General features: G+C 42.2%; 13 protein-coding genes and 10 pseudogenes. 13 read left to right on the top strand and 10 right to left on the bottom strand.

What is annotated here, in order from left to right:
* Window positions 1–13: 13 nt before the first annotated feature.
* The 8 genes and pseudogenes from G4D76_RS08045 to rpmH form a co-directional block, all read right to left on the bottom strand.
* Window positions 14–787, bottom strand: a complete 774-nt coding sequence (locus G4D76_RS08045) for a ParB/RepB/Spo0J family partition protein (RefSeq protein WP_213809618.1) — start codon at window positions 785–787, stop codon at window positions 14–16.
* Between the two features lie 96 nt (window positions 788–883).
* Window positions 884–1,696, bottom strand: coding sequence for a ParB/RepB/Spo0J family partition protein (locus tag G4D76_RS08050; protein ID WP_026859416.1), 813 nt, complete (start codon window positions 1,694–1,696; stop codon window positions 884–886).
* 16 nt (window positions 1,697–1,712) lie between these two features.
* A pseudogene (gene rsmG, locus G4D76_RS08055) lies at window positions 1,713–2,431 on the bottom strand (16S rRNA (guanine(527)-N(7))-methyltransferase RsmG).
* Window positions 2,428–4,310 (bottom strand): annotated as a pseudogene (gene mnmG / locus G4D76_RS08060) (tRNA uridine-5-carboxymethylaminomethyl(34) synthesis enzyme MnmG). Before mnmG ends, rsmG begins: the two co-directional pseudogenes overlap by 4 nt.
* A gap of 17 nt (window positions 4,311–4,327) precedes the next feature.
* Window positions 4,328–5,704, bottom strand: a pseudogene (mnmE, locus tag G4D76_RS08065) (tRNA uridine-5-carboxymethylaminomethyl(34) synthesis GTPase MnmE).
* 13 nt (window positions 5,705–5,717) lie between these two features.
* A complete protein-coding gene (gene jag, locus G4D76_RS08070; RefSeq protein WP_213809619.1) occupies window positions 5,718–6,542 on the bottom strand; it encodes an RNA-binding cell elongation regulator Jag/EloR in 825 nt (274 codons plus the stop codon).
* 15 nt (window positions 6,543–6,557) lie between these two features.
* On the bottom strand, window positions 6,558–6,893 hold the full coding sequence (gene rnpA, locus G4D76_RS08075) for a ribonuclease P protein component (RefSeq protein WP_026859411.1): 336 nt from the start codon (window positions 6,891–6,893) through the stop codon (window positions 6,558–6,560).
* A 115-nt stretch (window positions 6,894–7,008) separates the two neighbouring features.
* Window positions 7,009–7,146, bottom strand: coding sequence for a 50S ribosomal protein L34 (gene rpmH, locus G4D76_RS08080; RefSeq protein WP_026859410.1), 138 nt, complete (start codon window positions 7,144–7,146; stop codon window positions 7,009–7,011).
* Window positions 7,147–7,582: 436 nt separating this feature from the next.
* On the opposite strand from rpmH, the pseudogene dnaA reads away from it, so the two are divergent.
* From dnaA to gyrA, 6 genes and pseudogenes are all read left to right on the top strand, one after another.
* Window positions 7,583–8,914, top strand: a pseudogene (gene dnaA, locus G4D76_RS08085) (chromosomal replication initiator protein DnaA).
* Between the two features lie 175 nt (window positions 8,915–9,089).
* Window positions 9,090–10,222 (top strand): annotated as a pseudogene (gene dnaN, locus G4D76_RS08090) (DNA polymerase III subunit beta).
* A gap of 190 nt (window positions 10,223–10,412) precedes the next feature.
* On the top strand, window positions 10,413–10,631 hold the full coding sequence (locus G4D76_RS08095) for an RNA-binding S4 domain-containing protein (protein WP_026859407.1): 219 nt from the start codon (window positions 10,413–10,415) through the stop codon (window positions 10,629–10,631).
* Entirely contained in the window at window positions 10,628–11,731 is a 1,104-nt protein-coding gene (gene recF, locus G4D76_RS08100; RefSeq protein ID WP_026859406.1) for a DNA replication/repair protein RecF, read from the top strand. Before G4D76_RS08095 ends, recF begins: the two co-directional genes overlap by 4 nt.
* Window positions 11,732–11,745: 14 nt before the next feature.
* A pseudogene (gene gyrB, locus G4D76_RS08105) lies at window positions 11,746–13,660 on the top strand (DNA topoisomerase (ATP-hydrolyzing) subunit B).
* A gap of 17 nt (window positions 13,661–13,677) precedes the next feature.
* Window positions 13,678–16,254, top strand: a complete 2,577-nt coding sequence (gene gyrA, locus G4D76_RS08110; protein WP_213809620.1) for a DNA gyrase subunit A — start codon at window positions 13,678–13,680, stop codon at window positions 16,252–16,254.
* A 129-nt stretch (window positions 16,255–16,383) separates the two neighbouring features.
* Here the strand turns inward: gyrA and G4D76_RS08115 are convergent, their stop codons facing one another.
* Together G4D76_RS08115 and G4D76_RS08120 are read right to left on the bottom strand one after the other, a co-directional pair.
* Entirely contained in the window at window positions 16,384–16,590 is a 207-nt protein-coding gene (locus G4D76_RS08115) for a helix-turn-helix domain-containing protein (protein WP_213809621.1), read from the bottom strand.
* Between the two features lie 36 nt (window positions 16,591–16,626).
* Window positions 16,627–17,019, bottom strand: coding sequence for a DUF2975 domain-containing protein (locus G4D76_RS08120; protein WP_371814670.1), 393 nt, complete (start codon window positions 17,017–17,019; stop codon window positions 16,627–16,629).
* Between the two features lie 195 nt (window positions 17,020–17,214).
* On the opposite strand from G4D76_RS08120, the gene hutP reads away from it, so the two are divergent.
* The 7 genes and pseudogenes from hutP to G4D76_RS08155 all read left to right on the top strand — a co-directional run bounded on the left by hutP (window position 17,215) and on the right by G4D76_RS08155 (window position 26,184).
* Window positions 17,215–17,658 (top strand): histidine utilization transcription antiterminator HutP, encoded by a 444-nt coding sequence (gene hutP, locus G4D76_RS08125; protein WP_281170645.1) that lies wholly within the window; start codon window positions 17,215–17,217, stop codon window positions 17,656–17,658.
* A 95-nt stretch (window positions 17,659–17,753) separates the two neighbouring features.
* Window positions 17,754–19,241, top strand: a pseudogene (gene hutH / locus G4D76_RS08130) (histidine ammonia-lyase).
* 156 nt (window positions 19,242–19,397) lie between these two features.
* The gene (locus G4D76_RS08135) at window positions 19,398–20,717 is read left to right on the top strand and encodes a YjiH family protein (protein ID WP_371814451.1); all 1,320 of its coding nucleotides are present in this window, start codon (window positions 19,398–19,400) and stop codon (window positions 20,715–20,717) included.
* 4 nt (window positions 20,718–20,721) lie between these two features.
* Window positions 20,722–22,376 (top strand): annotated as a pseudogene (gene hutU / locus G4D76_RS08140) (urocanate hydratase).
* A pseudogene (gene hutI / locus G4D76_RS08145) lies at window positions 22,376–23,607 on the top strand (imidazolonepropionase). Before hutU ends, hutI begins: the two co-directional pseudogenes overlap by 1 nt.
* A 306-nt stretch (window positions 23,608–23,913) precedes the next feature.
* Complete coding sequence (serS, locus tag G4D76_RS08150; protein ID WP_213809623.1) at window positions 23,914–25,191, top strand: serine--tRNA ligase; 1,278 nt, start codon at window positions 23,914–23,916, stop codon at window positions 25,189–25,191.
* Window positions 25,192–25,328: 137 nt separating this feature from the next.
* Window positions 25,329–26,184: pseudogene (locus G4D76_RS08155) on the top strand (DUF2232 domain-containing protein).

Consider the following 26,184-nt stretch of genomic DNA (forward strand, 5'->3'; position numbering starts at 1 on the left):
AAAGCCTCTTTCTTTATTTTTTCTGAAGCATCCGAAGGATTCTCTTAAACTCTTCCTCCGATGTAAACTCAAGCTGTATCATTCCTTTATTTTTCACTTTTTTTATTTCCACATTTGTACCGTAATGCTCTTTCAGCTGATTTTCATAGCCCTGCAGAAATTTCAGCTTTTTACTTGTTTTCTTAATTGTTCTCTTTTTATCGAATGTTTTTACATACGCTTCAAGCGCACGCACGCTCATGTTTTTGTCTATCGCCTCGCGGGCTACCTGTTCCATTAAGAGCGGTTCTTTCAAAGACAACAGTGTTCTGCCGTGTGCACTGCTCAGTTGCTGTTCGTTCATTGCGCGCTTAACCATCAGAGGCAAATTTAACAGCCTCAGCATATTCGCAATATAGGATCTCGATTTGCCGAGCCGCTGCGATAGTTCATCCTGCGTCAGCTTTGCTTTAGTCATAAGCTCTTTATAACTTTCCGCTTCTTCAAGTGCACTTAAGTCTTCACGCTGCAGGTTTTCTATAATCGCAAGTTCCATCATTTCCCTGTCGGACATTTCCGTAATAATTGCTGGAATTTTCAAAAGTCCCGCCCTCTTACTTGCCCGGAGACGCCGTTCCCCGGCAACCAGCGTATAGCCTTTCACTGATTTTCTAACAGTGACCGGCTGCATTACACCGTGAATTAAAATACTGTTCTTTAAATCTTCCAGTTTTTCTTCATCAAATGTCTGCCTCGGCTGGTATGGATTTTTGCGGATATCCTTAATAGACAGTTCTATAATTTCCACTGTAAACTCACCGACTTTACATAGTTAAAATACAGTTCAAAAATGCAACGTCTCTGTTTGTAAGTCAAAAAGAACTCACACTGTCAGGTGTGAGCACTATTTGTATATACGTATCGTTACTTCATGCAGCTCCTCGGTTTCAGATGTTTCGATGTTCACATCAATCCCTTTGTCCTGCAGTTTCTTAATATCACGCTCAAAGTCATTCAGCATAAACGCTACATCGTCATTAAAGTTAATCTGCTCGATACGGACCTTCTGACGGTTCTTCACAGCAAGTTCTGTTTCTTTAACCGTCAGGTTATCCTTAACGATATTCTTCAACACGTCGCACTGGGTATCGTTATCCAGTATAAGCAGTGCCCGCGCGTGTCTTTCAGTAATGTCATCTTTTTCTAGCGCCGTTATAACGTCGCTAGACAGTTTTAACAGACGTAATTTATTAGCGATAAACGACTGGCTTTTGCCGATGCTTTCAGCAAGGTCTTTCTGCGTAATATCATCCATCTGCAGCAGCTGCTTGTATGCTCTCGCTTCTTCGATACTCGATAAATTCTCCCGCTGAATATTTTCAATCAGCGCAATCGCTGCCGATTCCTGATCTGTTAAATATTTAACGATAGCCTGAGTATCTTCATAGCCTAAATGTTTTAACGCTCTGAATCTGCGTTCTCCTGCAATAATTTCATACATGCCTTCTTCAATCGGACGCAGTGTAATCGGCTGCAGCAGCCCGTGCGCTTTAATGGAATGTGCGAGCTCCTCAATACGCTGATGATTAAATACAGTACGCGGCTGGTACTGGTTCGGGACGATGTGTTCTACCGGCACGGTAACCAAAGAATCATCATCAGCGCGCGTTTCGCTTTTATCTATAAGATTAAATAATTTTGAAAATGGTTTTTTCACACATTCCACCACCCTTTTATTTTAATGGGGATTTATTAGGTGTACCCGGTTTACGCGGATACTTCTTAGGTGTTTTACGTTTTTTATCGATAATCATAATGTAACGGTCGCTTTCTTCTTTCGGCAATGACAGCTGGTGAACTTTTGTCAGTTCTCCGCCGAGCAGGTCCAGCGCAAATTTACTCTCGTCGAGTTCTTGCTGCGCTTTTTTGCCTTTCATGACGATAAACTGACCGCCCGTACGGACAAGCGGCAGGCATAATTCAGATAAGACGTTCAGCTGTGCAACAGCACGCGCTGTTACCACATCGAACATATGTCTCGCATCCGCTTTATGATTACCGAATATTTCCGCTCTGTCATGCACGAGGCGAATTTTATCGAGTCCGAGGGCTGCAGTTAATTCATTTAAAAAATTAATACGCTTATTTAAAGAATCAACGATTGTAATTTTTAAGTCCGGACGGATAATTTTCATCGGGATGCTCGGGAAACCAGCACCCGCACCGACGTCGCAAAGGCTCGCACCTTCTTCAATGTCCGCATAAAATAACGGTGTAATCGAGTCGTAGAAGTGTTTTAAATATACTTCTTCCTGTTCAGTTACAGCAGTTAAGTTATTTTTTCATTCCATTCGACAAGCATTTTGTAATAGGTATTGAACTGTCCGATTTGTTTTTCCGACAGCTCAATTCCCTGGTCTTTCAATGCATTTATAAATTCTGTTTCTTTCATGATTCTACCCTTTTCACATTACCTTGCTCGATATAGACTAAAAGATTGAAGTATCTGCAGGATTTACGCCTGAAATACGTGATGCCTGAGCGATGTTCAGCGGCTTAACTTCTTTCAGCTTCATGCGCGCTTCTGTTGCCAGTGAGTGTACCGCATCGTAATCGATGTTTTCAGGAATTTTCTTATTCTCCATACGCTTCATCTTATCGACTTGCTGTAATGATTTTTTAATATAACCATCGTATTTAATCTGTACTTCAACTTGCTCGTATTCTTCCTGATTCAGTGTAATTTCTTCGTTTAATATTTCCATAATAGATGCATAATCCATCTCCGGACGTCTTAGTAAGTCCGCAGCTAAAATACCATCTTTTAAGGCCGCGCCCCCATGTTCAGCAACGATATTCTGCGTATGCTCATTCGGTTTAATGCGCGTTTTCTGCAGACGCTCGAGCTCAGCATCAATGTTTGCTTTTTTCTGATGGTATCGTGCCAGACGCTCATCGCTGATCAGACCGTTGTCATGACCAATTTCAGTCAAACGGATATCTGCATTATCGTGACGGAGCAGCAGTCTGTGTTCTGCACGAGATGTTAACAGACGGTACGGTTCATTTGTGCCTTTCGTGACTAAATCGTCAATCAGTACGCCAATGTAGGAATCTGTACGGCTTAAGATCAGCTCTTCTTTTCCAAGCAGGTTATTCGCTGCGTTAATTCCGGCGATTAATCCTTGGCCTGCCGCTTCTTCATAACCGCTCGTGCCGTTAATCTGGCCTGCAGTATAAAGATTTTTGATTTTCTTAGTTTCAAGCGTCGGCCACAGCTGAGTCGGTACTAATGCATCATACTCAATTGCGTAGCCTGCACGCATCATGCGTGCATTTTCAAGTCCCGGTATGCTCTTTACCATTTCACGCTGAACGCTTTCCGGCATACTCGTTGATAAGCCCTGCACGTAAACTTCTTTCGTGTTACGGCCTTCCGGCTCAAGGAAAATCTGATGACGCGGTTTATCGTTGAAACGGACAATCTTATCTTCGATTGACGGGCAGTATCTCGGGCCCGTTCCCTGAACTACACCTGAATACATTGCAGACAGATGAAGGTTCGCTGTAATAATTTCGTGTGTTTCCTGAGACGTGTATGTTAACCAGCATGGCAGCTGGTCCATAATGAATTCTGTCGTATCAAAACTGAATGCGCGCGGAACATCGTCCCCGGGCTGAATTTCAGTTTTCGAGTAATCGATTGAATCCGCATTGACGCGCGGCGGTGTGCCCGTTTTAAAACGGATAATTTCAAAGCCGAGATCTTTCAGCTGATCTGCGAGTGCAAGTGACGGAATCTGATGATTCGGTCCGCTTGAATATTTTAAGTCGCCTAAAATAATTTCCCCGCGCAGGAATGTTCCCGTCGTAATAATTACTGCATCAGCATCGTATACTGTGCCGACATTGGTTCTGACACCGCGAATGACATCATCTTCTATAATTAGTTCATCAACGAGCCCTTGTAAAATGTCTAAATTCGGTTCCTGCTCAAGCAGTGATTTCATTTCCTGCTGATAAAGAACTTTATCTGCCTGTGCACGGAGTGCACGGACTGCTGGTCCTTTACCTGTGTTCAGCATCCGCATTTGAATGTGAGTTTTGTCTATAACTTTTGCCATCTGGCCGCCGAGCGCGTCTACTTCACGCACAACGATTCCTTTTGCCGGTCCGCCGACAGAAGGGTTACATGGCATAAATGCAATGTTATCCAAATTAATCGTCAGCATCAGTGTATTTAATCCTTTGCGGCTTGCTGCAAGCCCTGCTTCAACACCAGCGTGACCTGCTCCGATAACTATCACATCATATTTAATATTGCCGGTCATTATTTAACCTCCTGTATTTACTTTCCTAGACAGAATTGTCTAAAGAGTTTATCTATTAATTGTTCCGAGACGTCTTCACCGATAACTTCACCAAGCAGTTCCCATGTTTTTAGGAGATCGATCTGAATAATATCCACCGGCACATCCATAGCTGCCGAAGATATCGCATCTTCAATCGATACTTTTGCCTGCTCAAGCAAATTAATGTGACGGTTGTTCGATACATATGTCGAATCTGTCGATGACAGGCTGCCGTCGAAAAACATCGCTTGAATTTCATTTTCCAGCTCGTCGACGCCCTCACCATTTATAATAGATGTTTTAATTAATGGTATTTTAAAATGTTCTTCCAGATAGTTAAGATTCAGTTTGTTATCAAGATCGAGCTTATTCACAATCCCGATTACTTTTTTATCGTCTACTGACTCCAGCAATTCAATATCTTCCGGTGTCAGTTCTTCGTTGTTATTCATCACATATAAAATCAGTTCCGCGCCTTTAAGTGCTTCCCGTGAACGTTCCACACCGATTTTTTCAACGATATCATCCGTTTCACGAATACCTGCGGTATCGACGAGTTTTAAAGGAATACCGTTAACGTTAACGTATTCTTCTAAAATATCGCGTGTCGTACCTGCCACTTCAGTAACGATCGCTTTATTATCCTGAATTAAGTAGTTCAATAAAGAACTTTTACCAACATTCGGCTTGCCGACGATAACCGTGCTTAAACCTTCGCGTAAAATACGGCCTTCAGAACTCGATTTCAGCAATGCATCAATATTTTCATTTATTTTTTTCGCTTCCGATAACAGAATGATGTCGTCGCTTCTTCAACATCATCGTATTCCGGGTAGTCGATGTTTACTTCAACCTGTGCAAGAATGTTTAAAATGCTCTGGCGAAGCTCTTCAATATAAGTTTTTAAGCGTCCCTGCACTTGCTGGTTCGCAACTTTTGATGCCTGATTCGTTTTCGCGCGGATAAAATCCATTACCGCTTCCGCCTGTGATAAGTCTACCCGTCCATTTAAAAATGCGCGTTTCGTAAATTCCCCGGGTTCCGCCATTCTGGCGCCGTTGGTTTAACGTCAGCTGCAGTACGCGGTTCACTGTGTGAATTCCGCCGTGGCAATTAATTTCCACGATGTCTTCTCTCGTGTAAGTCTTCGGTGCACGCATTAATGCCACCATTACCTCCTCAACCGTTTCTCCGGTTTTCGGATCGATGATATGCCCGTAGTTAATCGTGTGGGAATCTGTGTCACTTAAAGTTTTCGCACCTTTATACAGACGGTCTGCAATTTCAATCGCATCTTCACCTGATAAACGAACGATAGCAATCGCCCCTTCACCGACTGGTGTGGAGATGCTTGAGATCGTTTCAAATTGCATATTAAAAACTCCTTTATTTCTTAGTAATAACGACGTAGCGGTTCGGTTCCCGTCCTTCTGAAGACGTCTCAATATTTTTCATTCTGCTTAAGACGTGGTGCATTGTTTTACGTTCGAAAGAAGGCATCGGCTCCATTTTAACCGGGCCGTCCGTACGCATTGCTTTTTTCGCCATATTCACCGCGAGGCTCTCCAGCGTTTCACGGCGTTTTTCACGGTAATCTTCCACATCGAGGAATACTGTACCGTAGCTTTTATATATTGTATTGAAGTAATTTTGTGCGAGTTCCTGCAGTGCATTTAAAGTCTGTCCGCGCTTGCCGATAATTTTAGCTGCAAGCTCTGCGTGAAATTCAATCGTCACCGTCGTATCTTTTATACTGACCTCAGTGTCGTTTGGAATATTCATTTCATGAACGACACGGGAAATATAATCTGCCGTATCCTCCGCTGCACTATTAATAGGAGATTCATACACCGTATGCTCGTCTTCAAACTCTGCTTCTGCTGCCGGTTTTTGAGTGACAGGTGTTTCAGAAACTTCAGTCTCTATTGTCTCTTCTTCAGGTTCCTGCACTTCTTCCGGCTGTATCTGTACCGGTTCTTTTTGAACATGTTCAGTTCTCTCTTCAATCATCGCTTCAATAGAACCATATGTTTTCAGTTCCGGATTAATGACTGTCAGCTGCACTTCTGCATCGCGTTTGCCAAAACCTAAAAATCCGCCGCTTCCGCCGTCAATCACTTCAATCTTAATATCGTCTTCAGTTACGCCAAGCTCGTGTAATCCTTTTGCAACTGCTTCATCTACTGTCTTCTCAGTATAAATTCTGTACATAATACTACCCCCGTATTATTTAATACATTTCGCGATTTTTAAGACATGCAATAATGATTTTTCCATCTCGTGATAGTTCATATCTTTGACAGGATTTCGTGCGATAACTACATACTCTCGCGGTTTTAACTCTGTTTTGTGATGCTGATAAAATGCACGGACGCGTCGTTTTATCTGGTTTCTTTTCACGGCGTTACCAAGTTTTTTGGACACACTGATGCCAAGCCGGAGATGAGGTATTTCATCGTTGTCTCTTAAATACACGACAAACTGCCTGTTGGCATACGATTTCCCTCGTTTAAAAATCAATTTAAAATCTTTTTCTTTTTTAATTCTATATCGCTTTTTCATCATTATTACGCTCTTTCATATCTATGATTAATTATTATACTAAAAAGCACCAGTTTTATAAAACATCCAGTATTGGCGCAAAAAAAAAGATCATCCTCGTCAGATGATCTAATGGTTATGCAGAAAGAACTTTTCTTCCTTTTCTTCTACGGCGTGCAAGAACTTTGCGTCCGTTTTTAGTACTCATTCTCTCACGGAAACCGTGTACTTTTGCACGTTTACGTTTATTCGGTTGATAGGTACGTTTTACCATTAATGACACCTCCGTTATAAATATATATCTCTGTTTTTATCTTCTCTTAGAATTGCAACTATTAAAGAATACCAAAAATAGGCTGTCTTTTCAACTTTTTATTTTAGATTCCTTCTATAAGAGATCTGTAAATCAATAATAAAATGTGGATAACTATTTTACAACAGAAAGTTATCAACAGTTTTAAAACGAGTTTCCCCACAAATCCACAGCCTGTAGGCAAAGTTTTGTGGAAAAGTGTTAATTATGTGCATAAGTCTTACAGCTATTGATATGTATAGTGAAATCCGTTATAATTCTACCCATATCGTTGTGGATAAGTAACGGCACTCATATAGTTATCCACAGAATGTGTATAACATGTGCATAACTTATCTACACCTGTGCATATCAGTTATCCACAGGCTGTTATATGTGAATAAGAAAGGAAAATTTTATGAGCAGTTTAAATAGTATTTGGGAAAATGTTCTTGAAAACATCAGTGAGAACATCCCTACCGTCAGTTTTCAAACTTGGTTCAAAGATACCAAACTGATCGATTTAAATAGCACCGATGCTATCGTTAAAGCGGATAATGAATTCCAGCAGGGCTGGCTGTCCGAAAAATATTTAACATTGATTGAGAAGAGCATCTACAGCGCCATCGGTGAAAAAGTTTCAGTTAAAATCGTCTTTCAGGACGAGAAACTGAATAACTCAGCAACGGCGCGCAGTAAATCAGCTGATAAAAACAGCAATGAGGCAATGAATTTGCCTGTTAAACATGCATTAAATGCACAGCATACATTTGATACGTTTGTTATCGGCAACGGCAACCGTTTCTCACATGCCGCTTCTCTCGCTGTAGCGGAAGCGCCTGCGAAAGCATACAACCCGCTGTTTATTTACGGCGGCGTCGGTCTCGGCAAAACACATTTAATGCATGCAATCGGCAATTATGTGCTTGAGCATCGTCCAAATGCGAAAGTGGTTTATTTATCGAGTGAAAAATTTACAAATGAGTTCATCAACTCGATCCGCGATAATAAAACTGAACAGTTCCGCAACATACCGCAATGTCGATGTACTTTTAATTGATGACATTCAATTTTTAGCAGGTAAAGAGTCAACTCAGGAAGAATTTTTCCACACGTTTAACTCGCTGCATGAAAATGATAAGCAGATTGTTATTTCAAGCGACCGGACGCCAAAAAAATTCCAACACTTGAAGACCGTCTCCGCTCGCGTTTTGAATGGGGCTTAATGACTGATGTGACACCCCCTGACCTTGAAACAAGAATTGCGATTCTGCGTAAAAAATGTGAAGAAGAAAATGTAGAGATTCCAAATGAAGCAATGATCTACATTGCAAACCACATTCATACGAATATCCGTGAACTGGAAGGTGCACTGACACGCGTTGCAGCATATGCTAAAATTTCGAATCAGCCGATGACTCCTGAAGTTGTCTCTGAAGCGCTGAAAGATCTTGTCACTACAACGAAATCGAAGCGGATGACAATACACGATATCCAGGTTGCTGTCAGTGAGTACTACGGCATTCATATCGACGAACTCGGCTCTAAAAAAAGAACAAAGTCCATCGCCTTCCCAAGACACGTGGCAATGTACCTGTCACGCGAACTGACGGACAACTCTCTGCCTAAAATTGGAGAAGTCTTCGGCGGCCGTGATCACACGACTGTAATTCACGCACATGAGAAAATTTCGAGGCTTGTTTCAGAAGATGAGTTATTCAAAGATGAATTGAAGGAACGAATAAGCTGAATTAAAAACTAATGTGAATACTGTGGATAAATGTTACACTGTAGTCAACACTTTGTACACATGTGGATAACTTAGTGCGTATAGCTTCAGTGCAGTTTTCCACATATCCACAGGGCCTACTATTATTACTATTATTTTATATACTATATATCTATTAAATAAGGAGTACTTGCTTATGAAAATCAGTATTAAAAGACAATATTTTATCGAACAATTAAATCATTGTTTAAAAGCTATTTCACCAAGAACAACACTGCCAATTTTAAACGGGATAAAAATCGATGTCTCTGATGATCAAATGATACTTACCGGCAGTGATTCGGAAATATCTATTGAGATTACAATTCCAACAGAAATTGATAATGAGGAAATTCTAGAAATCGAAGAACCTGGTTCAGTCGTTTTAACAGGACGTTTCTTCGTAGACATTATTAAAAAACTTTCCGGTGATTTTGTAGATTTGGAAACAAACGATAACTTCCAAACTAAAATTACCGCAGGAAAATCAGAATTCAACTTAAGCGGGAACGATTCAAACCAATATCCTCTCCTGCCTGAAGTTAACGATGCTGACAGCCTGGTACTTTCATCTGCAGTACTAAAAACAATTATCAACCAGACTAACTTCGCAGTTTCATTATCTGAAACACGTCCCGTGTTAACTGGTGTTAACTGGAACTTTAACGAAGATCATATTTCATTCACTGCAACAGACTCTCACCGTCTTGCATTAAGAAGACTGCTTGATAAAACATTTAACACAGAAATTTCAAATGCGATTATTCCAGGTAAATCATTATCGGAGCTAAGCAAAATTCTTACAGACTCTGAAGAAGATGTAGAAATTAATCTGTCGCAGAACCAGGTGCTCTTCACTTACGGCAACATGCGCTTTATTTCCCGTTTGCTTGAAGGTAACTATCCGGATACATCCCGCCTGTTCCCTGAAAACTACGAGACAAAAGTTAACGTTAATAATTCTGAGTTCTACCATGCAATTGACCGCGTTTCATTGCTTGCACGTGAAGGCGGTAATAATGTTATCCGCATGACTGTGGATAACAACAATGTAGAATTAACATCGAACTCGCCGGAAGTCGGTACGGTAAATGAAGATATCAATGCTTCAGCTATCGAAGGCGAAGGCATTAAAATTTCATTCAACTCAAATATATGATGGAAGCACTCCGTGCGATTCAGGATGAAGAAGTAACAATTGAATTCTTCGGCACGATGAGACCATTCACTATTACACCGAGTGAATCATCTGAAGTTGTCCAGTTAATTTTACCGATTAGAACATATTAATCCTGCAGCAAATATTCGAGACCATGCCTTTTTTGATAAAAAACGGGCCTCTGGTCTCTTTTTTTATTTTACTGGTAGGTAAAAGCCTTTTTGCCTATAAAACGCTCTAAACGCTTTATTTGGCCTTAAATAATGAAAATATATGAAAAATGTAGTATAATGAATGAGTATGTAATAGGAGGTTGTGTCTATGGAAACGATTCATTTGGATGGCATGATAACACTCGGTAAATTTTTAAAATATAAAAATATTATCGGTACAGGCGGCGAAGCTAAATGGTTCTTAAGTGAACATGAAGTATTTTTAAACGGGGAGCCTGAAAACCGACGCGGCAAAAAACTGCACGATGGTGACGAATTAGTCATTACAGATGTCGGCGAATATAAATTTAAGTATCCGGTGCAATGATACTAAACAAAATTAAACTCACAGACTTCAGGAATTATGATTCCCTATCCCTGGCATTTCACCCTAAGCTGAATATTTTTATCGGTCATAATGCCCAGGGGAAAACAAATCTGCTTGAGGCAATTTACTTTTTGTCCCTGGCTAAAAGTCACAGGACTTCAAAAGATAAGGAACTGATTCAGTTTGGAGCTGAAGAAGCGTATATTAACGGGACAATTACGACAAGAAGCAGTACACTGCCGCTGTCGATCGGTATTGCCAAAGGTGGCAAGCGCGCCAAGGTCAATCATCTTGAGGTCGGAAAGCTGTCCCAGTATATCGGTCATTTGAATACTGTACTTTTTGCGCCGGAGGATCTTAATATCGTTAAAGGTTCCCCGCAGGTCAGAAGAAAATTTATTAATATGGAATGCGGTCAAATATCCAAATTATATTTGAACCACTTATCCGACTATAATAAAGTCCTCGCCCAGAAAAATCAGTATTTAAAATCGAGAAACGTCGATCAGATTATGATCGAGGTGCTGAACGATCAGCTTGCACATCATGCAAGCTTAATTATTTTAAAGCGTGAGCAGTTTATCTCAACGATTGAACGTCATGCTTCAAAAATTCATGCTGATATTTCAAACGGCAAGGAAATTTTAAATGTAGTCTATAACCCCAATATTAAATATAAGAGTGATAATTCAGAAGCGCTTACAGCGGAAATATCCGCTCTGTTAGCTGAGAATTTAAATAAAGAAATCGAACGAGGGACTTCACTAGTCGGTCCGCATCGGGATGATATCGGTTTTACGATTAATGATTTTGACGTTCAGACCTATGGTTCCCAGGGGCAGCAGCGCTCCACTGCGCTGTCGATTAAACTTGCGGAGCTCGAATTAATAAAAGAAGAAGTCGGAGAATATCCGGTGCTGCTTCTTGACGATGTACTCAGTGAACTCGATGAAGTGAGACAGGCGCATTTATTAACTTCAATCCGGGACCGTGTACAAACGTTTGTAACGACCACTTCAATCAGCGATATTAACCATCAGATTATGGATGATATGCAGCTCTTTGAAATAGAAAATGGCAAAATCAAAATCGATGAATAACGGAAGGTGAAAACATGGCTGAACAAAATATGGATCAATATGGTGCAAGTCAGATACAGGTATTAGAAGGTCTTGAAGCGGTTAGAAAAAGACCAGGTATGTATATCGGCTCGACATCATCACGCGGACTGCATCACCTCGTGTGGGAAATTATCGATAACAGTATCGATGAAGCACTGGCAGGACATGCTTCAGAAATTAATGTCACTATTGAAAAAGACAACTGGATTAAAGTAACGGATAACGGACGCGGTATTCCTGTTGATATACAGGAAAAAATGGGCCGTCCGGCAGTCGAGGTTATTTTTACAGTACTGCACGCCGGAGGTAAGTTTGACGGCGGCAGCTATAAAGTTTCCGGCGGACTGCACGGTGTCGGATCATCAGTCGTTAACGCACTGAGTTCAACACTGGAAGTTTACGTTCACAAAAACGGCGAAGTACATTATCAGAGCTATACACGCGGTGCACCTGATGCAGATTTAAAAGTGGTTGATACAACTGATAAAACAGGAACGATTATACGTTTTAAAGCAGATGAAGAAATTTTTACCGAAACGACAATATACGAAATTGAAATTCTGCAAAAACGTATTAAAGAGCTCGCTTTCCTGAATAAAGGACTCGAAATTAATTTAATCGATGAACGCGAAGAAGAGCCTGTTGAATTTAAATACCATTGAAGGCGGTATTAAATCTTACGTCGAAGAGTTAAACAAGACGAAAGAAGGACTTCATGAAGAAATTATTTATATGGATGATTCAAAAGATGAAATCGAAGTTGAAATTGCGATGCAGTACAACCTCGGTTATACATGCACACTTCTGACTTATGCCAACAATATTTATACGCATGAAGGCGGAACACAAGACGGTTTTAAACGTGCGCTTACGAAAGTCATTAACAACTACGCAACAAAACAGAACCTTATTAAATCTACGGAAGAACGTTTATCCGGCGAAGATGTCAGAGAAGGTTTAACAGCGATAGTGTCGATAAAGCATACAGATCCTCAGTTTGAAGGTCAGACGAAGACTAAACTCGGCAACTCTGAAGCCCGCACGATTACGGACCAGCTGTTCTCAGCAGGTTTTGAAAGATTTCTGATGGAAAACCCTCAAACTGCACGTGTCATTGTCGATAAAGGGATTACTGCTCAGCACGCACGTGTTGCTGCGAAAAAAGCGCGTGAAATGACACGCCGTAAATCTGCACTTGAAGTATCAAGTTTACCGGGGAAACTGGCAGATTGTTCAAGTAAAGATCCTGCGAAAAGTGAGCTCTTTATTGTTGAGGGTGACTCTGCTGGCGGCTCGGCAAAATCAGGACGCAACTCGAAAATTCAGGCGATTTTACCGCTTAGAGGTAAAATTTTAAACGTTGAAAAAGCGCGTCTCGACAGAATTTTAGGCAATAATGAGATTCGTTCTATGGTAACGGCGCTCGGCAGCGGTATCGGCGAAGAATTCGATATTTCAAAAGCACGCTATCACAAAATTATTATTATGACCGATGCTGATGTCGACGGTGCTCACATCAGAACATTGCTGTTAACGTTCTTCTACCGTTTTATGAGACCGTTAATTGAGCGCGGATACGTGTATATTGCACAGCCGCCGCTTTATAAATTAGAGCAGGGCAAGAAAAAACATTACGTATACGATGATGAGGCACTTGATATTCTGCGCAGCACATTACCGGAAACACCGAAAATTTCTATGTCGAGATATAAAGGTCTCGGCGAGATGAACGCAGATCAGCTGTGGGAAACGACGATGGACCCTGAACAGAGAAATCTGCTGCAGGTTCAGCTTGATGATGCGATTGAAGCGGATCAGACATTTGAAATGCTAATGGGCGATGTCGTTGAATACCGACGGAACTTTATCGAAGAAAATGCGAGATACGTTGAGAATCTTGACGTTTAATAAAGGAGATTTAATTTATGGCGGACCATGAGGAACAATTTCAGCAAATAAATATTACGAAAACGATGCGCAGCTCGTTTTTAAGCTATGCCATGAGTGTTATCGTATCTCGTGCATTGCCTGATGTCAGAGACGGCATGAAGCCTGTGCACCGCAGAATTTTATACGGTATGCACGATAACGGCATGACATCTGACAAGCCGTTTAAAAAATCAGCACGTATTGTCGGGGACGTTATGGGTAAATATCACCCGCACGGTGATTCTTCAATCTACGATGCAATGGTGCGTATGGCTCAGGACTTCAGTTACCGCTACCCGCTCGTTCACGGCCAGGGGAACTTCGGTTCCATGGACGGCGACGGCGCAGCAGCGATGCGTTACACTGAAGCGAAAATGAGTAAAATTTCGATGGAATTAATGCGTGATATTAACAAAGACACAGTTGATTTCCAGCCGAACTACGATGAAAACGAACGGGAACCATCCGTTTTGCCGGCACGCTTTCCTAACCTTCTCGTCAATGGTACGAGCGGTATTGCAGTAGGTATGGCGACGAACATTCCGCCGCATAACTTAACAGAAGTTATTAATGCGGTACTGGAACTTGCGGATAACCCGAACGTCACAACGATGGACCTGATGGAACATGTCACAGGACCTGACTTCCCGACTTCAGGCTTAATTATCGGTAAGAGCGGTATTAAAAAAGCATATGAAACAGGACATGGTTCTGTAATTATGCGTGCACGCTGTGAAGTTGAAATGATGAAGAACGGCAAAGAACGTATTGTTGTTTCTGAAATTCCATACCAGGTGAACAAAGCGCGTCTTGTTGAGAAGATTGCAGAATTAGTGCGCGATAAAAAAATCGAAGGCATTACAGATCTGCGTGATGAAACGTCACTAAAAGAAGGCGTCAGAATCATTATTGAAATTCGCAAAGATAAAAATGCGAATGTTATTTTAAATAACCTGTATAAACAAACGCCGCTGCAGACATCATTTGGTGTTAATATGCTGGCACTTGTAAACGGAGAACCGAAAGTACTCGGCTTAAAAGAAGTGCTTTATCATTATTTAGAGCACCAGAAAGTTGTAGTAACACGCCGTACGAAGTACGAATTAAAACGTGCTGAGGACCGTGTGCATATTCTTGAAGGCTTGCTGATTGCTCTCGATCATATCGATGAAATCATTAAGACAATCCGTGCATCTGATGCAGATGAAGAAGCTAAAAACGCCCTGATGAGTGAATTCAACTTGTCAGAACGCCAGGCTCAGGCAATTCTCGATATGAGATTACGTCGTCTGACAGGCCTTGAACGCGGTAAAATCCAGGCTGAACATGATGAAATTATTAAAAACATTGAATATCTGAAGAGTATTCTGAATGATGTGAAACTGCTTGAAGTGATCAAAGAAGAATTAATCGATATCCGTGAACGATACGGGGACGAACGCCGTACGGAAATTACGCTGGGCAGCATTTACGATATTGAAGATGAAGATTTAATTCCGAGAGAGCAGATTGTTGTGACATTGAGTCATAACAGCTATATCAAGCGTCTCCCGGCATCGACATACCGTGCACAGCACCGCGGCGGACGCGGTATTCAGGGCATGAATACGGTCGATGAAGACTTCGTCAGCCAGATTGTGACGATGAGTACACATGACTATATTCTGTTCTTTACGAATACAGGACGCGTCTATCGTCTTAAGGGATATGAAATTCCTGAACTGTCACGCCAATCTAAAGGATTGCCGATTGTTAACCTGATTGAAATCGAAAAAGATGAGAAAATCAGTACGATGATCAGCGTGAAAGATAAAGACGAAACTGAAGGCTACCAGTTATTATTTGCAACGAAAAATGGTCTTGCGAAACGCACACCGTTGGATGACTTTAAGCAGATTAATAAAAACGGTAAAATTGCCATCAGCTTCAGAGGCGAAGATGAACTCCTCGGTGTGCGCTTAACAGATGGCACGAAAGAAGTCATCTTAGGTACACGTGAAGGTTCACTTGTACGCTTTGAAGAAGACCAGGTCAGAAGCATGGGCCGTACAGCAGCAGGTGTACGGGGAATCAAGCTTAGAGGCGACGATGAAGTAGTAGGCGTTGATGTCCTTGATCCGGACCAGCATGTCCTTGTCGTTACAGACAAAGGTTATGGCAAGCTCACACCTGAAGACGAATACCGCTCAATTAAACGCGGCGGCTTCGGTGTGAAAACTGCGAACCTGACAGCTAAAAACGGTAAGCTGGTGTTTATCGCGTCAGTAGACCGTGATGAAGACATGATGATCGTTACAGACAAAGGCGTAATTATCCGCCTGACAATCGATGCGATCTCAATTACAAGCCGTAACACGCAGGGCGTCAGACTTATTCGCTTGGACGAAGAGCAGGACGTGGCAACAGTTGCTGTAGTGAAAAATGAAATTGCCGCAGAAGAACTGGAAGAAGACGGTTCTGAAATGGCTGAAGAAACACTTGAAGCGGAAGATAACCTTGAAGTTGAAACAGATGAAATCGAAGAAGGTTTAAACCCTGAAACTGAAGACGATTCGGAATCAGGAGAAGAATAAATGGTTAATAAAAAGCACCTGAAACTCTCAAAACTGAGAATTCTGGGTGCTTTTTTGTTTTGCGGACGCTTGCTTGGCAATGAGGCCCTGTCATTCCCGAGAAAAATCGTTTGCTCCGCAATGAGCGTCTTACTTCCTGTACTCCAGTATATCGCCGGGCTGGCAGTCCAATACTTCGCAGATTTTCTCCAATGTCGAGAAGCGGACGGCTTTTGCTTTATTGTTTTTCAATACTGATAAATTCGCCATCGTCACACCGACCTCATTCGCGAGTTCGGTCATGCTCATTTTCCGTTTGGCGAGCACCACATCAAGGTTTACTACTATTTTTGTCATATTGTCAGCTCATTTTCCTGTTTTATTGACACGGCTTTACTGAGTGTTTCTTTTAACACAGCAACGAGAATATATCGAGAACGGAATAAATACTATCCCTGCACCGAACAAGACGAGTCCAGGTGCGTCATCCAGCTGTCCTATTGTAAAGAAGAACGGCATCAAACCGATTGTTACGACAGCGATAGTGAGAGTCAGTTTCTGGATACGATTCATAATATTTAAGGTCCGGTCAGAAAAAATTTCGTTTGTGTCGATGAGTTTTAATAACTTATTTAAAGCATACACGATAAACAGGCCTAAAATCATATCGATCCAGACAACAGCAATCGCTATATAACGATAGTATAGACCTTGCCTTCCGATGTGAAAAGCTGTACGGCCATTAAAAATCCAAATAGTAAAAGTATGGCCGCAATAATTAACAATGTAAGACGCAGCACCAAAGTTTTTTTAATCATAATTTTTCCTGCTTTCAATTTTTATAAATTAATTTTATCATTCAGATTACTAATAAACAATAAATATATCGTTTATCGATAAAATATTAAATTATAGTATCTTGTGTTTATTTTATGAAAGCGCTATAATGATATCAGTTATTAGTGATTAGGCAGGTATATTATGACTCAAAGTACACATCGTGAATTTGGTAAATTCACTACACTCGTTGCACTGACTGATGAAAAAACAGCGCTCGGCATCTTACCCCACTTTGATTCGTTCAAGGTGATGACAGGTAAAGTCGGGTCAATGGATTTAAGCAAAGTCATCTCGTCGGTTGAAACTGCTGCGAAGCGCGGCGGACTCATCGATGGAAATATTTATCGTGAAACTCATTCTTTATACCACGCAATTTTAGAAGCACTCCAGGGTGTGACCCGCGGTGATTTAAGTGTCGGGGAAATTATGCGTACTGTCGGATTAAGGTTCGCGATTGTCAGAGGGAATCCATACGATAGTGATGATGAAGGCGAATGGCTGGCGGTTTGTTTCTACGGAACAATTGGTGCGCCAATCAAAGGAAAAGAGCACGAAGCTTTGGGGCTCGGCATTAATCATATTTAAAATTTAATAATCTTGTCATAGACATTAGCTGGTAGGGACATAAAAATCTTAGGGATTTTTGTGTCTTTTTTGTACGTAAATTTAGGAGGTATACTATGTCAGTTTTACATTTGGATGGACAGAGTTTAACGATTGATGAAGTGAAAGATTTCCTGGGAAATTCGGAAAGTACGGTGGAAATTACAGAAGAAGCTTATGGACGTGTCGATGCTTCAAGAAAAGTTGTTGAGAATATTATTGCAGAAGGCAAGACAATTTACGGTATTACGACAGGTTTCGGCCTGTTTTGTGATGTCTTAATTTCAAAAGAGAAAGTGAAAGATCTGCAGACAAACCTAATTCGATCTCATGCCTGCGGTGTCGGCAAGGCTTTCGATGAGCCGGTTGCACTTTTGATGATGGTTTTCCGTTTGAACACGATGCTGAAAGGCCACTCAGGTGTGACAAGAGATTTAGTTGAACAGCTCAAATTGTATATTAACAAACGCATTATCCCTGTTGTGCCGGAACAAGGTTCACTTGGCGCTTCAGGAGACCTTGCTCCCCTGTCTCATATGGCGCTGACTCTAATCGGCGAAGGCGAAGTGTTCTTTATGGATGAAAGAAGAAACACGTGACGTGCTGGAATCGCTCGGCATCGAACCGATTACACTGCAGGCAAAAGAAGGCCTCGCACTAATTAACGGAACGCAGCCGATGACAGCACAAGGTGTGATTAATTACATTGAAGCGGATAAGTTAATGCACGACAGCTTATGGATTGCCTCACTGACACATCAGTCGCTGAACGGTATTACAGATGCTTACAATCATCAGATCCACGAATCACGCGGCTATCCGGAGCAGATTTATGTCGCTGAAAAAATGCTCGAATACTTAGAAGGCTCAGAGCTGACAACACGTCAGGGGGAAATGCGCGTACAAGACGGCTACTCAATCAGATGTATTCCGCAGGTGCACGGTGCATCACTGCAGACGCTGAAATATTTAAAGACAAACTGGAAATTGAAATGAATGCGGCAAACGATAATCCTTTAATTTTCAGTGAAGATGAAGTCTATTCAGGCGGAAACTTCCACGGTCAGCCAATTGCGATTGCAATGGATCTGTTAAAAATCGGTGTCGCAGAAATTGCGAATATCACGGAGCGCCGTATCGAGCGTCTCGTTAACCCCGCACTAAACGGAGATCTGCCGGCATTTTTAAGCCCGGAAGAAGGACTGCAGTCCGGTGCAATGATTCTGCAGTATGCGGCAGCAAGTCTCGTTTCTGAAAATAAAACACTCGCTCATCCGGCAAGTGTCGACTCTATCCCCTCTTCTGCTAATCAGGAAGACCACGTTTCAATGGGAACAATCGGTGCGCGTCATGCGAGAGATATTATTAACAACGCACGCTACGTCGTTGCAACAGAGCTGTTTATCGCGATGACAGCAGCAGAAATTAAAGGTAAAGATAAATTATCTCCGGCAACGCGTAAAAAATTCGATGAGTACCGTCTGATTGCAGATTTCATCGACCATGACCGTAATTTCAGCATTGAAATCAACGATCTTTCAAATGCGTTAACTGAAGTTAATTAAAGTAATCTAAAAATTTCAGTCAATTATTTGGTTAAATATTCAGAAATTATATAAGCTTGAGCCATGTATTAAAGAAATTGCTTATAAAACAAAGCAGGAATCGCTTGAGTTAGCACTGCTGCTGTTTTAAAAGGAATTCAGTAAAGGGGTCATGTCATGGTCTCAGAGGATGAGATGCGTCGTGAAAAAGGGTATAAAATCTGGCGTTTCTTCGTGTTCAGTGCACTTGGATTATTTCTGTTTTTCGTACCGGTAACAATGTCCGGAACAACATCGATTATGCTCGATCACATCGTTACTGTGATTCATAAGGTTTTTGGAGAGAATATTCAGTATTACACGCTGGCGATAGTGTTTGCCGGCACGCTGCTTCCGTTTTTAACTAAAACGTGGAAGCAAAGTGCTTTTAACCTACTGTTTACGTCTTTTAAAATACTCGGTTTGTTAATCGGTATTATGGTCGTATTTAATATCGGCCCCTCATTTGTGCTCGATGAAAATATGGGACCATTTCTCTTCTACTCGCTGGCAATTAATTTGAGTCTCTTAATACCGCTCGGCGGTGCAGCACTTGGACTCATTCTAGGCTACGGTTTCCTGGTTTTTATCGGCGTGCTGCTGGAACCGGTGATGAGAGCACTGTTTAAAACACCAGGACGTTCGGCGATGGATGCAATGGCACTCGTTGGCAGCTATTCGGTCGGGCTCTTAATTACCAACCGGACGTATAAAGAAGGATTGTATAACCGAAAGGAAGGCCTGATTATAGCGACGGGCTTTTCCACCGTATCGGTAACGATTATGGTTGTTGTCGCACGCACACTCGAACTGATGGATTACTGGGTGCTGTTTTTTATCGTCATTCTGCTCGTTACTTTTGGAGTGACGGCAATCACGGCTTACCTGCCGCCGATTCGGAAGGAACAAAAGATTTACTTTAACGATAAAAACAACAACATCGAAGAAAATTACGAAGGCAATATACTGCAGTATGCATGGTACAAAGCGAAGCAGCAGTCGCACAGTTCGCGTCCGCTCGGAGAAGACGTCTGGATGAACTTCATCGAAGCGATGAAGATGACCGCTTCAGTTGTGCCGTCAGTCTTATCAATCGGCCTTATCGGGTTAATCGCCGCAGAGTATACGGACGTTATTACATGGGTGTCCTACGTTTATTACCCGATTCTGTATATGTTCCCGCTCGAGAATGTGCCGCTGATTGCCGAAGCGGTGACGATATCCATTGTTGAAATGTTCCTGCCTTCCCTGCTCGTCGCAGAAGCGGACATTATGACCCGGTTTATCGTCGGTGTGACTTCGGTCTCAGCTGTCGTTTTTATCAGGCCTGATACCTGCAGTGTTAAGTACAAGTTTAAATTTAAAAGTATGGAAATTGATATTCGTGTGGTTTATCCGCACAGTGCTGTCATTGTTAATCGTAATACCAATCGCATTATTAATATTTTAAGGGGATGACAATATGTCTAGAAAAATTACTGCTAAAACAGGTTTGAATATCGAATGTAAAGGATGGGAACAAGAAGCAGCGCTCCGCATGCTGTATAACAACCTGGATCCTGAAGTTGCAGAACGTCCGGATGATTTAGTCGTATACGGCGGTATCGGTAAAGCGGCGCGTAACTGGGAGTCGTTTGAAGCAATTGAAAATACGCTCCGTAACTTAGAATCGGATGAAACGATGCTGATTCAGTCAGGTAAGCCGGTCGCAGTGTTCAAAACACATGAAGAAGCACCGAGAGTGCTCATGTCGAACTCTGTACTTGTACCGAAATGGGCAACTTGGGAGCACTTCAATGAACTCGATAAAAAAGGTCTGATGATGTACGGTCAGATGACCGCCGGTTCATGGATATACATCGGTTCACAGGGTATCGTTCAAGGCACGTATGAAACATTTGCTGAGCTTGCGAACCAGAACTACGACGGCACACTGCGCGGCACGATTACTTTAACTGCCGGTCTCGGCGGCATGGGCGGCGCTCAGCCGTTATCAGTAACGATGAACGAAGGGGTTGCACTTTGTGTCGATGTCGACGAAACAAGAATCGATAAACGTATTGAAACTCGTTACCTTGATGTTAAAACAGATTCACTTGATGAGGCGCTAAAACTTGCAGCAGAAGCACGCGATGCAGGGAAACCTTTATCGATTGGCTTAATCGGCAATGCTGCTGAAGTACACCATGAGATTTTAAACCGAGGTTTTGAAATTGATGTTGTGACTGAGACATCTGCACACGATCCGTTAAACGGCTACGTGCCTGAAGGCTACTCGCTTGAAGAGGCAAAAAAACTGCGTGAAGAGAATCCTGAAGAGTACGTGAAGCTGTCCAGTGCCTCAATGGCGAAACACGTCGAAGCAATGCTCCAGTTCCAGAAAAATGGTGCAGTGGTCTTTGACTACGGTAACAACATCCGCCAGGTTGCGTTTGATACAGGCGTTGAAAATGCATTCGACTTTCCAGGATTCGTACCGGCATATATCCGTCCGCTGTTCTGTGAAGGTAAAGGACCATTCCGCTTCGTTGCCTTAAGCGGAGACCCGAACGATATTGCGGTTGCTGATAAGAAAATGCGTGAGTTATTCCCTGAGAACGAGAAATTATTACGCTGGCTCGATATGGCGGAGAAAAAATTGCCTTTCAGGGTCTGCCGGCACGTATTGCCTGGCTTGGCTACGGCGAACGTCGGAAGATGGGTCTTGCACTCAATGAGCTCGTTAGAACAGGAGAAATCTCGGCGCCGATCGTTATTGGACGCGACCACCTGGATTCAGGTTCTGTAGCGAGTCCAAACCGTGAAACTGAAAGCATGAAAGACGGCAGTGATGCAGTCGGCGACTGGGCCATTCTAAACGCGCTCGTTAACACGGCTGCAGGCGGTTCATGGATCAGCGTGCACCACGGCGGCGGTGTTGGTATGGGTTACTCACTCCATGCCGGTATGGTTGTCGTAGCAGACGGTACTGAACGCGCAGAGAAGAGACTGGGCCGTGTACTGACAACTGATCCGGGTATGGGGGTCGCAAGACACGCAGATGCAGGATACGATATCGCAATTAACACAGCGAAAGAACGCGGTGTGAATATACCAATGTTAAAGGAGAATAAATAATGAATGATGTAATAATCACAAATATAAAGTCATTAATTTTACCGAAAAAAACCGATGGGCCTCTAAAAGGCAAAGAGATGGACGAGTTAAATATCGTCGACGATGCCATTATTGTAATTAAAGACGGTAAAGTTGTTTATGCCGGAGGGAAAACAGATGAGTATGAAGCGGCAGAAACAATCAACGCTGAAGGCAAAATCGTTTCCCCTGCTCTCGTTGAGCCCCACACGCATATCGTGCACGGCGGTTCACGCGAGCATGAAATGTCACTGAAACGCCAGGGTGTCGACTATTTAACGATACTTGAACAGGGCGGCGGTATTTTAAATACAGTTGAACAAACACGCAAATCGTCGTTTGATGAACTATTAAACAAAGCATCAGTTAACATGACACGTATGATTCAGCACGGCGTGTTAACTGTTGAAAGCAAAAGCGGCTACGGACTCGACCGTGAGAACGAATTAAAACAGCTTAAAGTATCAAAAGCGCTGGAAGAGAAATTCCCGGTGCTTATGCGCCACACGTTCTTAGGACCGCATGCTATTCCTAAAGGCAGAGAAGCTGAAGAGTTCTTACAGGAGATGACAGATCTGCTTGATGAAGTAAAAGACTATGCAGATTTCGCTGATATCTTTACAGAAACAGGTGTATTCTCTGTCGACCAGTCGAGAAAGTATATGGAAGCGGCACGTGAAAAAGGCTTCCGGGTAAAAATTCATGCAGATGAAATTATCCGCTCGGCGGGCTGGAGCTTGCGATTGAACAGGATGCAATCAGTGCAGACCACTTAGTTGCAGCAAGCGAAACAGGGAAGACTCAGCTGGCGGACTCCAACACAGTCGCAGTGCTTCTGCCCGGAACGACATTTTACCTTGGTAAAAATGAATTCGCAGATGCACGCGGCATGATCGATCAGGGTGGTGCAGTATCATTGGCAACGGATTACAACCCGGGCAGCTGTGTAACTGACAACCTGCAGATGATTATGGCAATCGCTGCTTTAAAACTTAAAATGACACCCAATGAAATATGGAATGCAGTAACAGTTAACGCCGCACATGCAATTGATGCTGATCGCGGTACGCTTAACGAAGGAGACGCTGCAAATATCGTTGTCTGGGATGCGCCGAACCACGAGTACATTCCGTACCATTACGGTGTAAATCATGCCTACAAAGTAATTGCCGACGGCAAACTGATTTTTGAGCGTCCGGGTTTAACTTTATAAACTTGCCTTTTTAAGTACAGCGTTATAAAATAGCACCAAGTTAATATTTACTACTTTGAAAGAAGCAGTAACATATCTTCCGCTTAATAGAGAGGTCATGGCTGGTGAAAATGATCGCGAGATATGCGAATTTCTGTCTTTCGTTAAATAAAGTAGCCGGCAAAGGCCGTTAAAAAGTTAGAGATAGTATCAGTAAATGATGCTAATTAGGGTGGCAACGCGTAGACCACGTCCCTTTCACGGGGACGTGGTCTTTTAATTTTCCCTAAATTTAAGCATTAAATAAAAAAACCTGGAGGTATGCACATGTTAGACATTAAAGTACTGCGCAATGACACTGAAACGGTGAAAGAGAAAGTAGCAAAACGCGGACTGGAACCTGTGTTAATCGATGATATTTTACAATTGGATAAAGAAAGACGTGCGCTGATTGTTGAAACTGAAGAGCTGAAAAGCCGACGCAACAAAGTATCACAGGAAATTGCTGTGAAGAAGAAAAATAAAGAAGATGCTGAAGACGTTATTAAAGAAATGCGTGACGTTGGTGAACGCATTAAAGAAATCGATGAAAGACTCAATACGATTCAAAGTGACTACCACGACAAGATGAGCCGTCTGCCTAATTTAATTCACGACGATGTGCCTGAAGGTAAAGATGATAGTGAAAACGTGGAAATCCGCCGTACCGGTGAACCCCGTTCATTTGACTATGAACCAAAACCGCACTGGGACATTTTAGAAGACCTTGAGCTTGCAGACTTTGACCGTGCTGCCAAAGTATCGGGTGCGCGCTTTGTGTATCACATAGGAGACGGTGCACGTTTAGAGCGTGCACTGATGAACTTCATGCTCGATGTGCACAATAAGAACGGCTACCGTGAAATGATGACGCCGCAGATCGTCCGCGCTGAAGCGATGTACGCAACGGGCCAGCTGCCGAAATTCGGTGAAGACTTATTCAAAATTGAAGACGAAGAAATGTATACAATTCCAACATCTGAAGTGACTTTAACGAACTTCCATAAAGACGAAACGTTAAAAGCTGAAGAAGTACCGGTGAAATTTACAGCGCAGACAGCATGTTTCAGAAGTGAAGCAGGCTCTGCCGGCAGGGATACACGCGGTTTAATCCGTCTGCACCAGTTCAACAAAGTTGAAATGGTCCGTCTGGAACGCCCTGAAGATTCATGGACAGCGCTTGAAGAAATGACTCAGCACGCTGAGAACATTTTAAATCTGCTCGATATTCCGCATCGTACAGTGCTGCTTTGTACCGGTGATATCGGTTTCGGTTCATCTAAAACTTACGACGTTGAAGTATGGCTGCCGAGCTACGATGACTACAAAGAAATCAGTTCAATTTCTAATATGACAGATTTCCAGGCACGCCGGGGAAACATTAAATTTAAACGTGAAAAAGACTCAAAACCTGAGTTGCTGCACACGTTAAACGGAAGCGGTCTTGCTGTCGGAAGAACGATGGCGGCCCTCCTTGAGAATTACCAGAACGAAGACGGCTCAGTGACTATTCCTGAAGTGCTCCAGCCATATATGGGTGGTCAGGAGAAGCTTGAAAGGTTATAATATAAATACCGGATGCTCCTATTCAATATTAATAGGGGCATTCATTTTTAAAAGTATTAAAGAGGAGTGTAACATTGAATAAAAAAATACCAACGGGTACGCTTACCCTTACACTGCTCGCTGTTGTAGCTTATATTATGCTCACGGAGATCACCATAATTTTCGGTCCTGTCGTGATGCCATTTGCAATATACTTATTGTTAAAAATTAAGCAGCAGTCGACAGCAAACTACTGGATTTTATTCTTTAGTTTTCTTATTCCGGCCATGCTGTTTTTATCACCGCTCGCTACGGGCAGTTTTATAATTCTATACATTATTACCAGCATTCTTGCACACACGCTGGATAAAAAAATTTCTCAGGAACTGACGCTGTTTTATACGACATTCGCTATTGGTTTAAGTACGATGGCCACCGTTATAGTGATGCAAATGCTTGGTTTCTTAAGACCTTTATCGGAAATATATGCGACATTCAGAAACTGGTACGCTGAACAGCTCAATACTGTCAGTGAATTAACGCCTGACGTCATGGATGCAGATACAGTGCTCCAGGCGATGGATTTATACTTCCAGAACCTGCCCGCTTTTTTAATAATCGGCAGTTTCTTCCTCGCATTGTACATCATACTGATTGTAAGATTAATGCCGCAGGATAATACACAAATGTGGAATTACCGCAGTTTCGACAAATGGATTATGCCGAGAATGCTGTTATATCTATATACTGATATTTATAATTATGCTGTTCAGCGGCAACTGGGAAGAAAGTACAATTACACTGTACAGCAATATCTCGCTCATTCTGGAATGGGCATTGTTCATACACGGGCTCGCCTTCGCGTACTATTTTATGCTCAGTAAGAAATTAAACAAAGTGCTGGCAATTATAATATTAATTCCGCTTGTGCTGTTCAGACCAATTACTGTGCTTATCGGACTGTTCGAAATGATCTTTAGAATTCGATTAATTATGGAATTGAGGAGGAAATAG

The organism is Jeotgalicoccus sp. WY2 (assembly GCF_018437745.1).
GTDB classification, from domain to species: Bacteria; Bacillota; Bacilli; order Staphylococcales; family Salinicoccaceae; genus Jeotgalicoccus; species Jeotgalicoccus psychrophilus.

Bases quoted from the DNA above. Each gene is read 5' to 3' on its own strand.
- hutP (WP_281170645.1), top strand. From the start codon at position 17,215: ATGACTCAAAGTACACATCGTGAATTTGGTAAATTCACTACACTCGTT.
- G4D76_RS08135 (WP_371814451.1), top strand. From the start codon at position 19,398: ATGGTCTCAGAGGATGAGATGCGTCGTGAAAAAGGGTATAAAATCTGG.
- rpmH (WP_026859410.1), bottom strand. From the start codon at position 7,146: ATGGTAAAACGTACCTATCAACCGAATAAACGTAAACGTGCAAAAGTA.
- recF (WP_026859406.1), top strand. From the start codon at position 10,628: ATGATACTAAACAAAATTAAACTCACAGACTTCAGGAATTATGATTCC.
- G4D76_RS08115 (WP_213809621.1), bottom strand. From the start codon at position 16,590: ATGACAAAAATAGTAGTAAACCTTGATGTGGTGCTCGCCAAACGGAAA.
- rnpA (WP_026859411.1), bottom strand. From the start codon at position 6,893: ATGAAAAAGCGATATAGAATTAAAAAAGAAAAAGATTTTAAATTGATT.
- G4D76_RS08095 (WP_026859407.1), top strand. From the start codon at position 10,413: ATGGAAACGATTCATTTGGATGGCATGATAACACTCGGTAAATTTTTA.
- serS (WP_213809623.1), top strand. From the start codon at position 23,914: ATGTTAGACATTAAAGTACTGCGCAATGACACTGAAACGGTGAAAGAG.
- jag (WP_213809619.1), bottom strand. From the start codon at position 6,542: ATGTACAGAATTTATACTGAGAAGACAGTAGATGAAGCAGTTGCAAAA.
- gyrA (WP_213809620.1), top strand. From the start codon at position 13,678: ATGGCGGACCATGAGGAACAATTTCAGCAAATAAATATTACGAAAACG.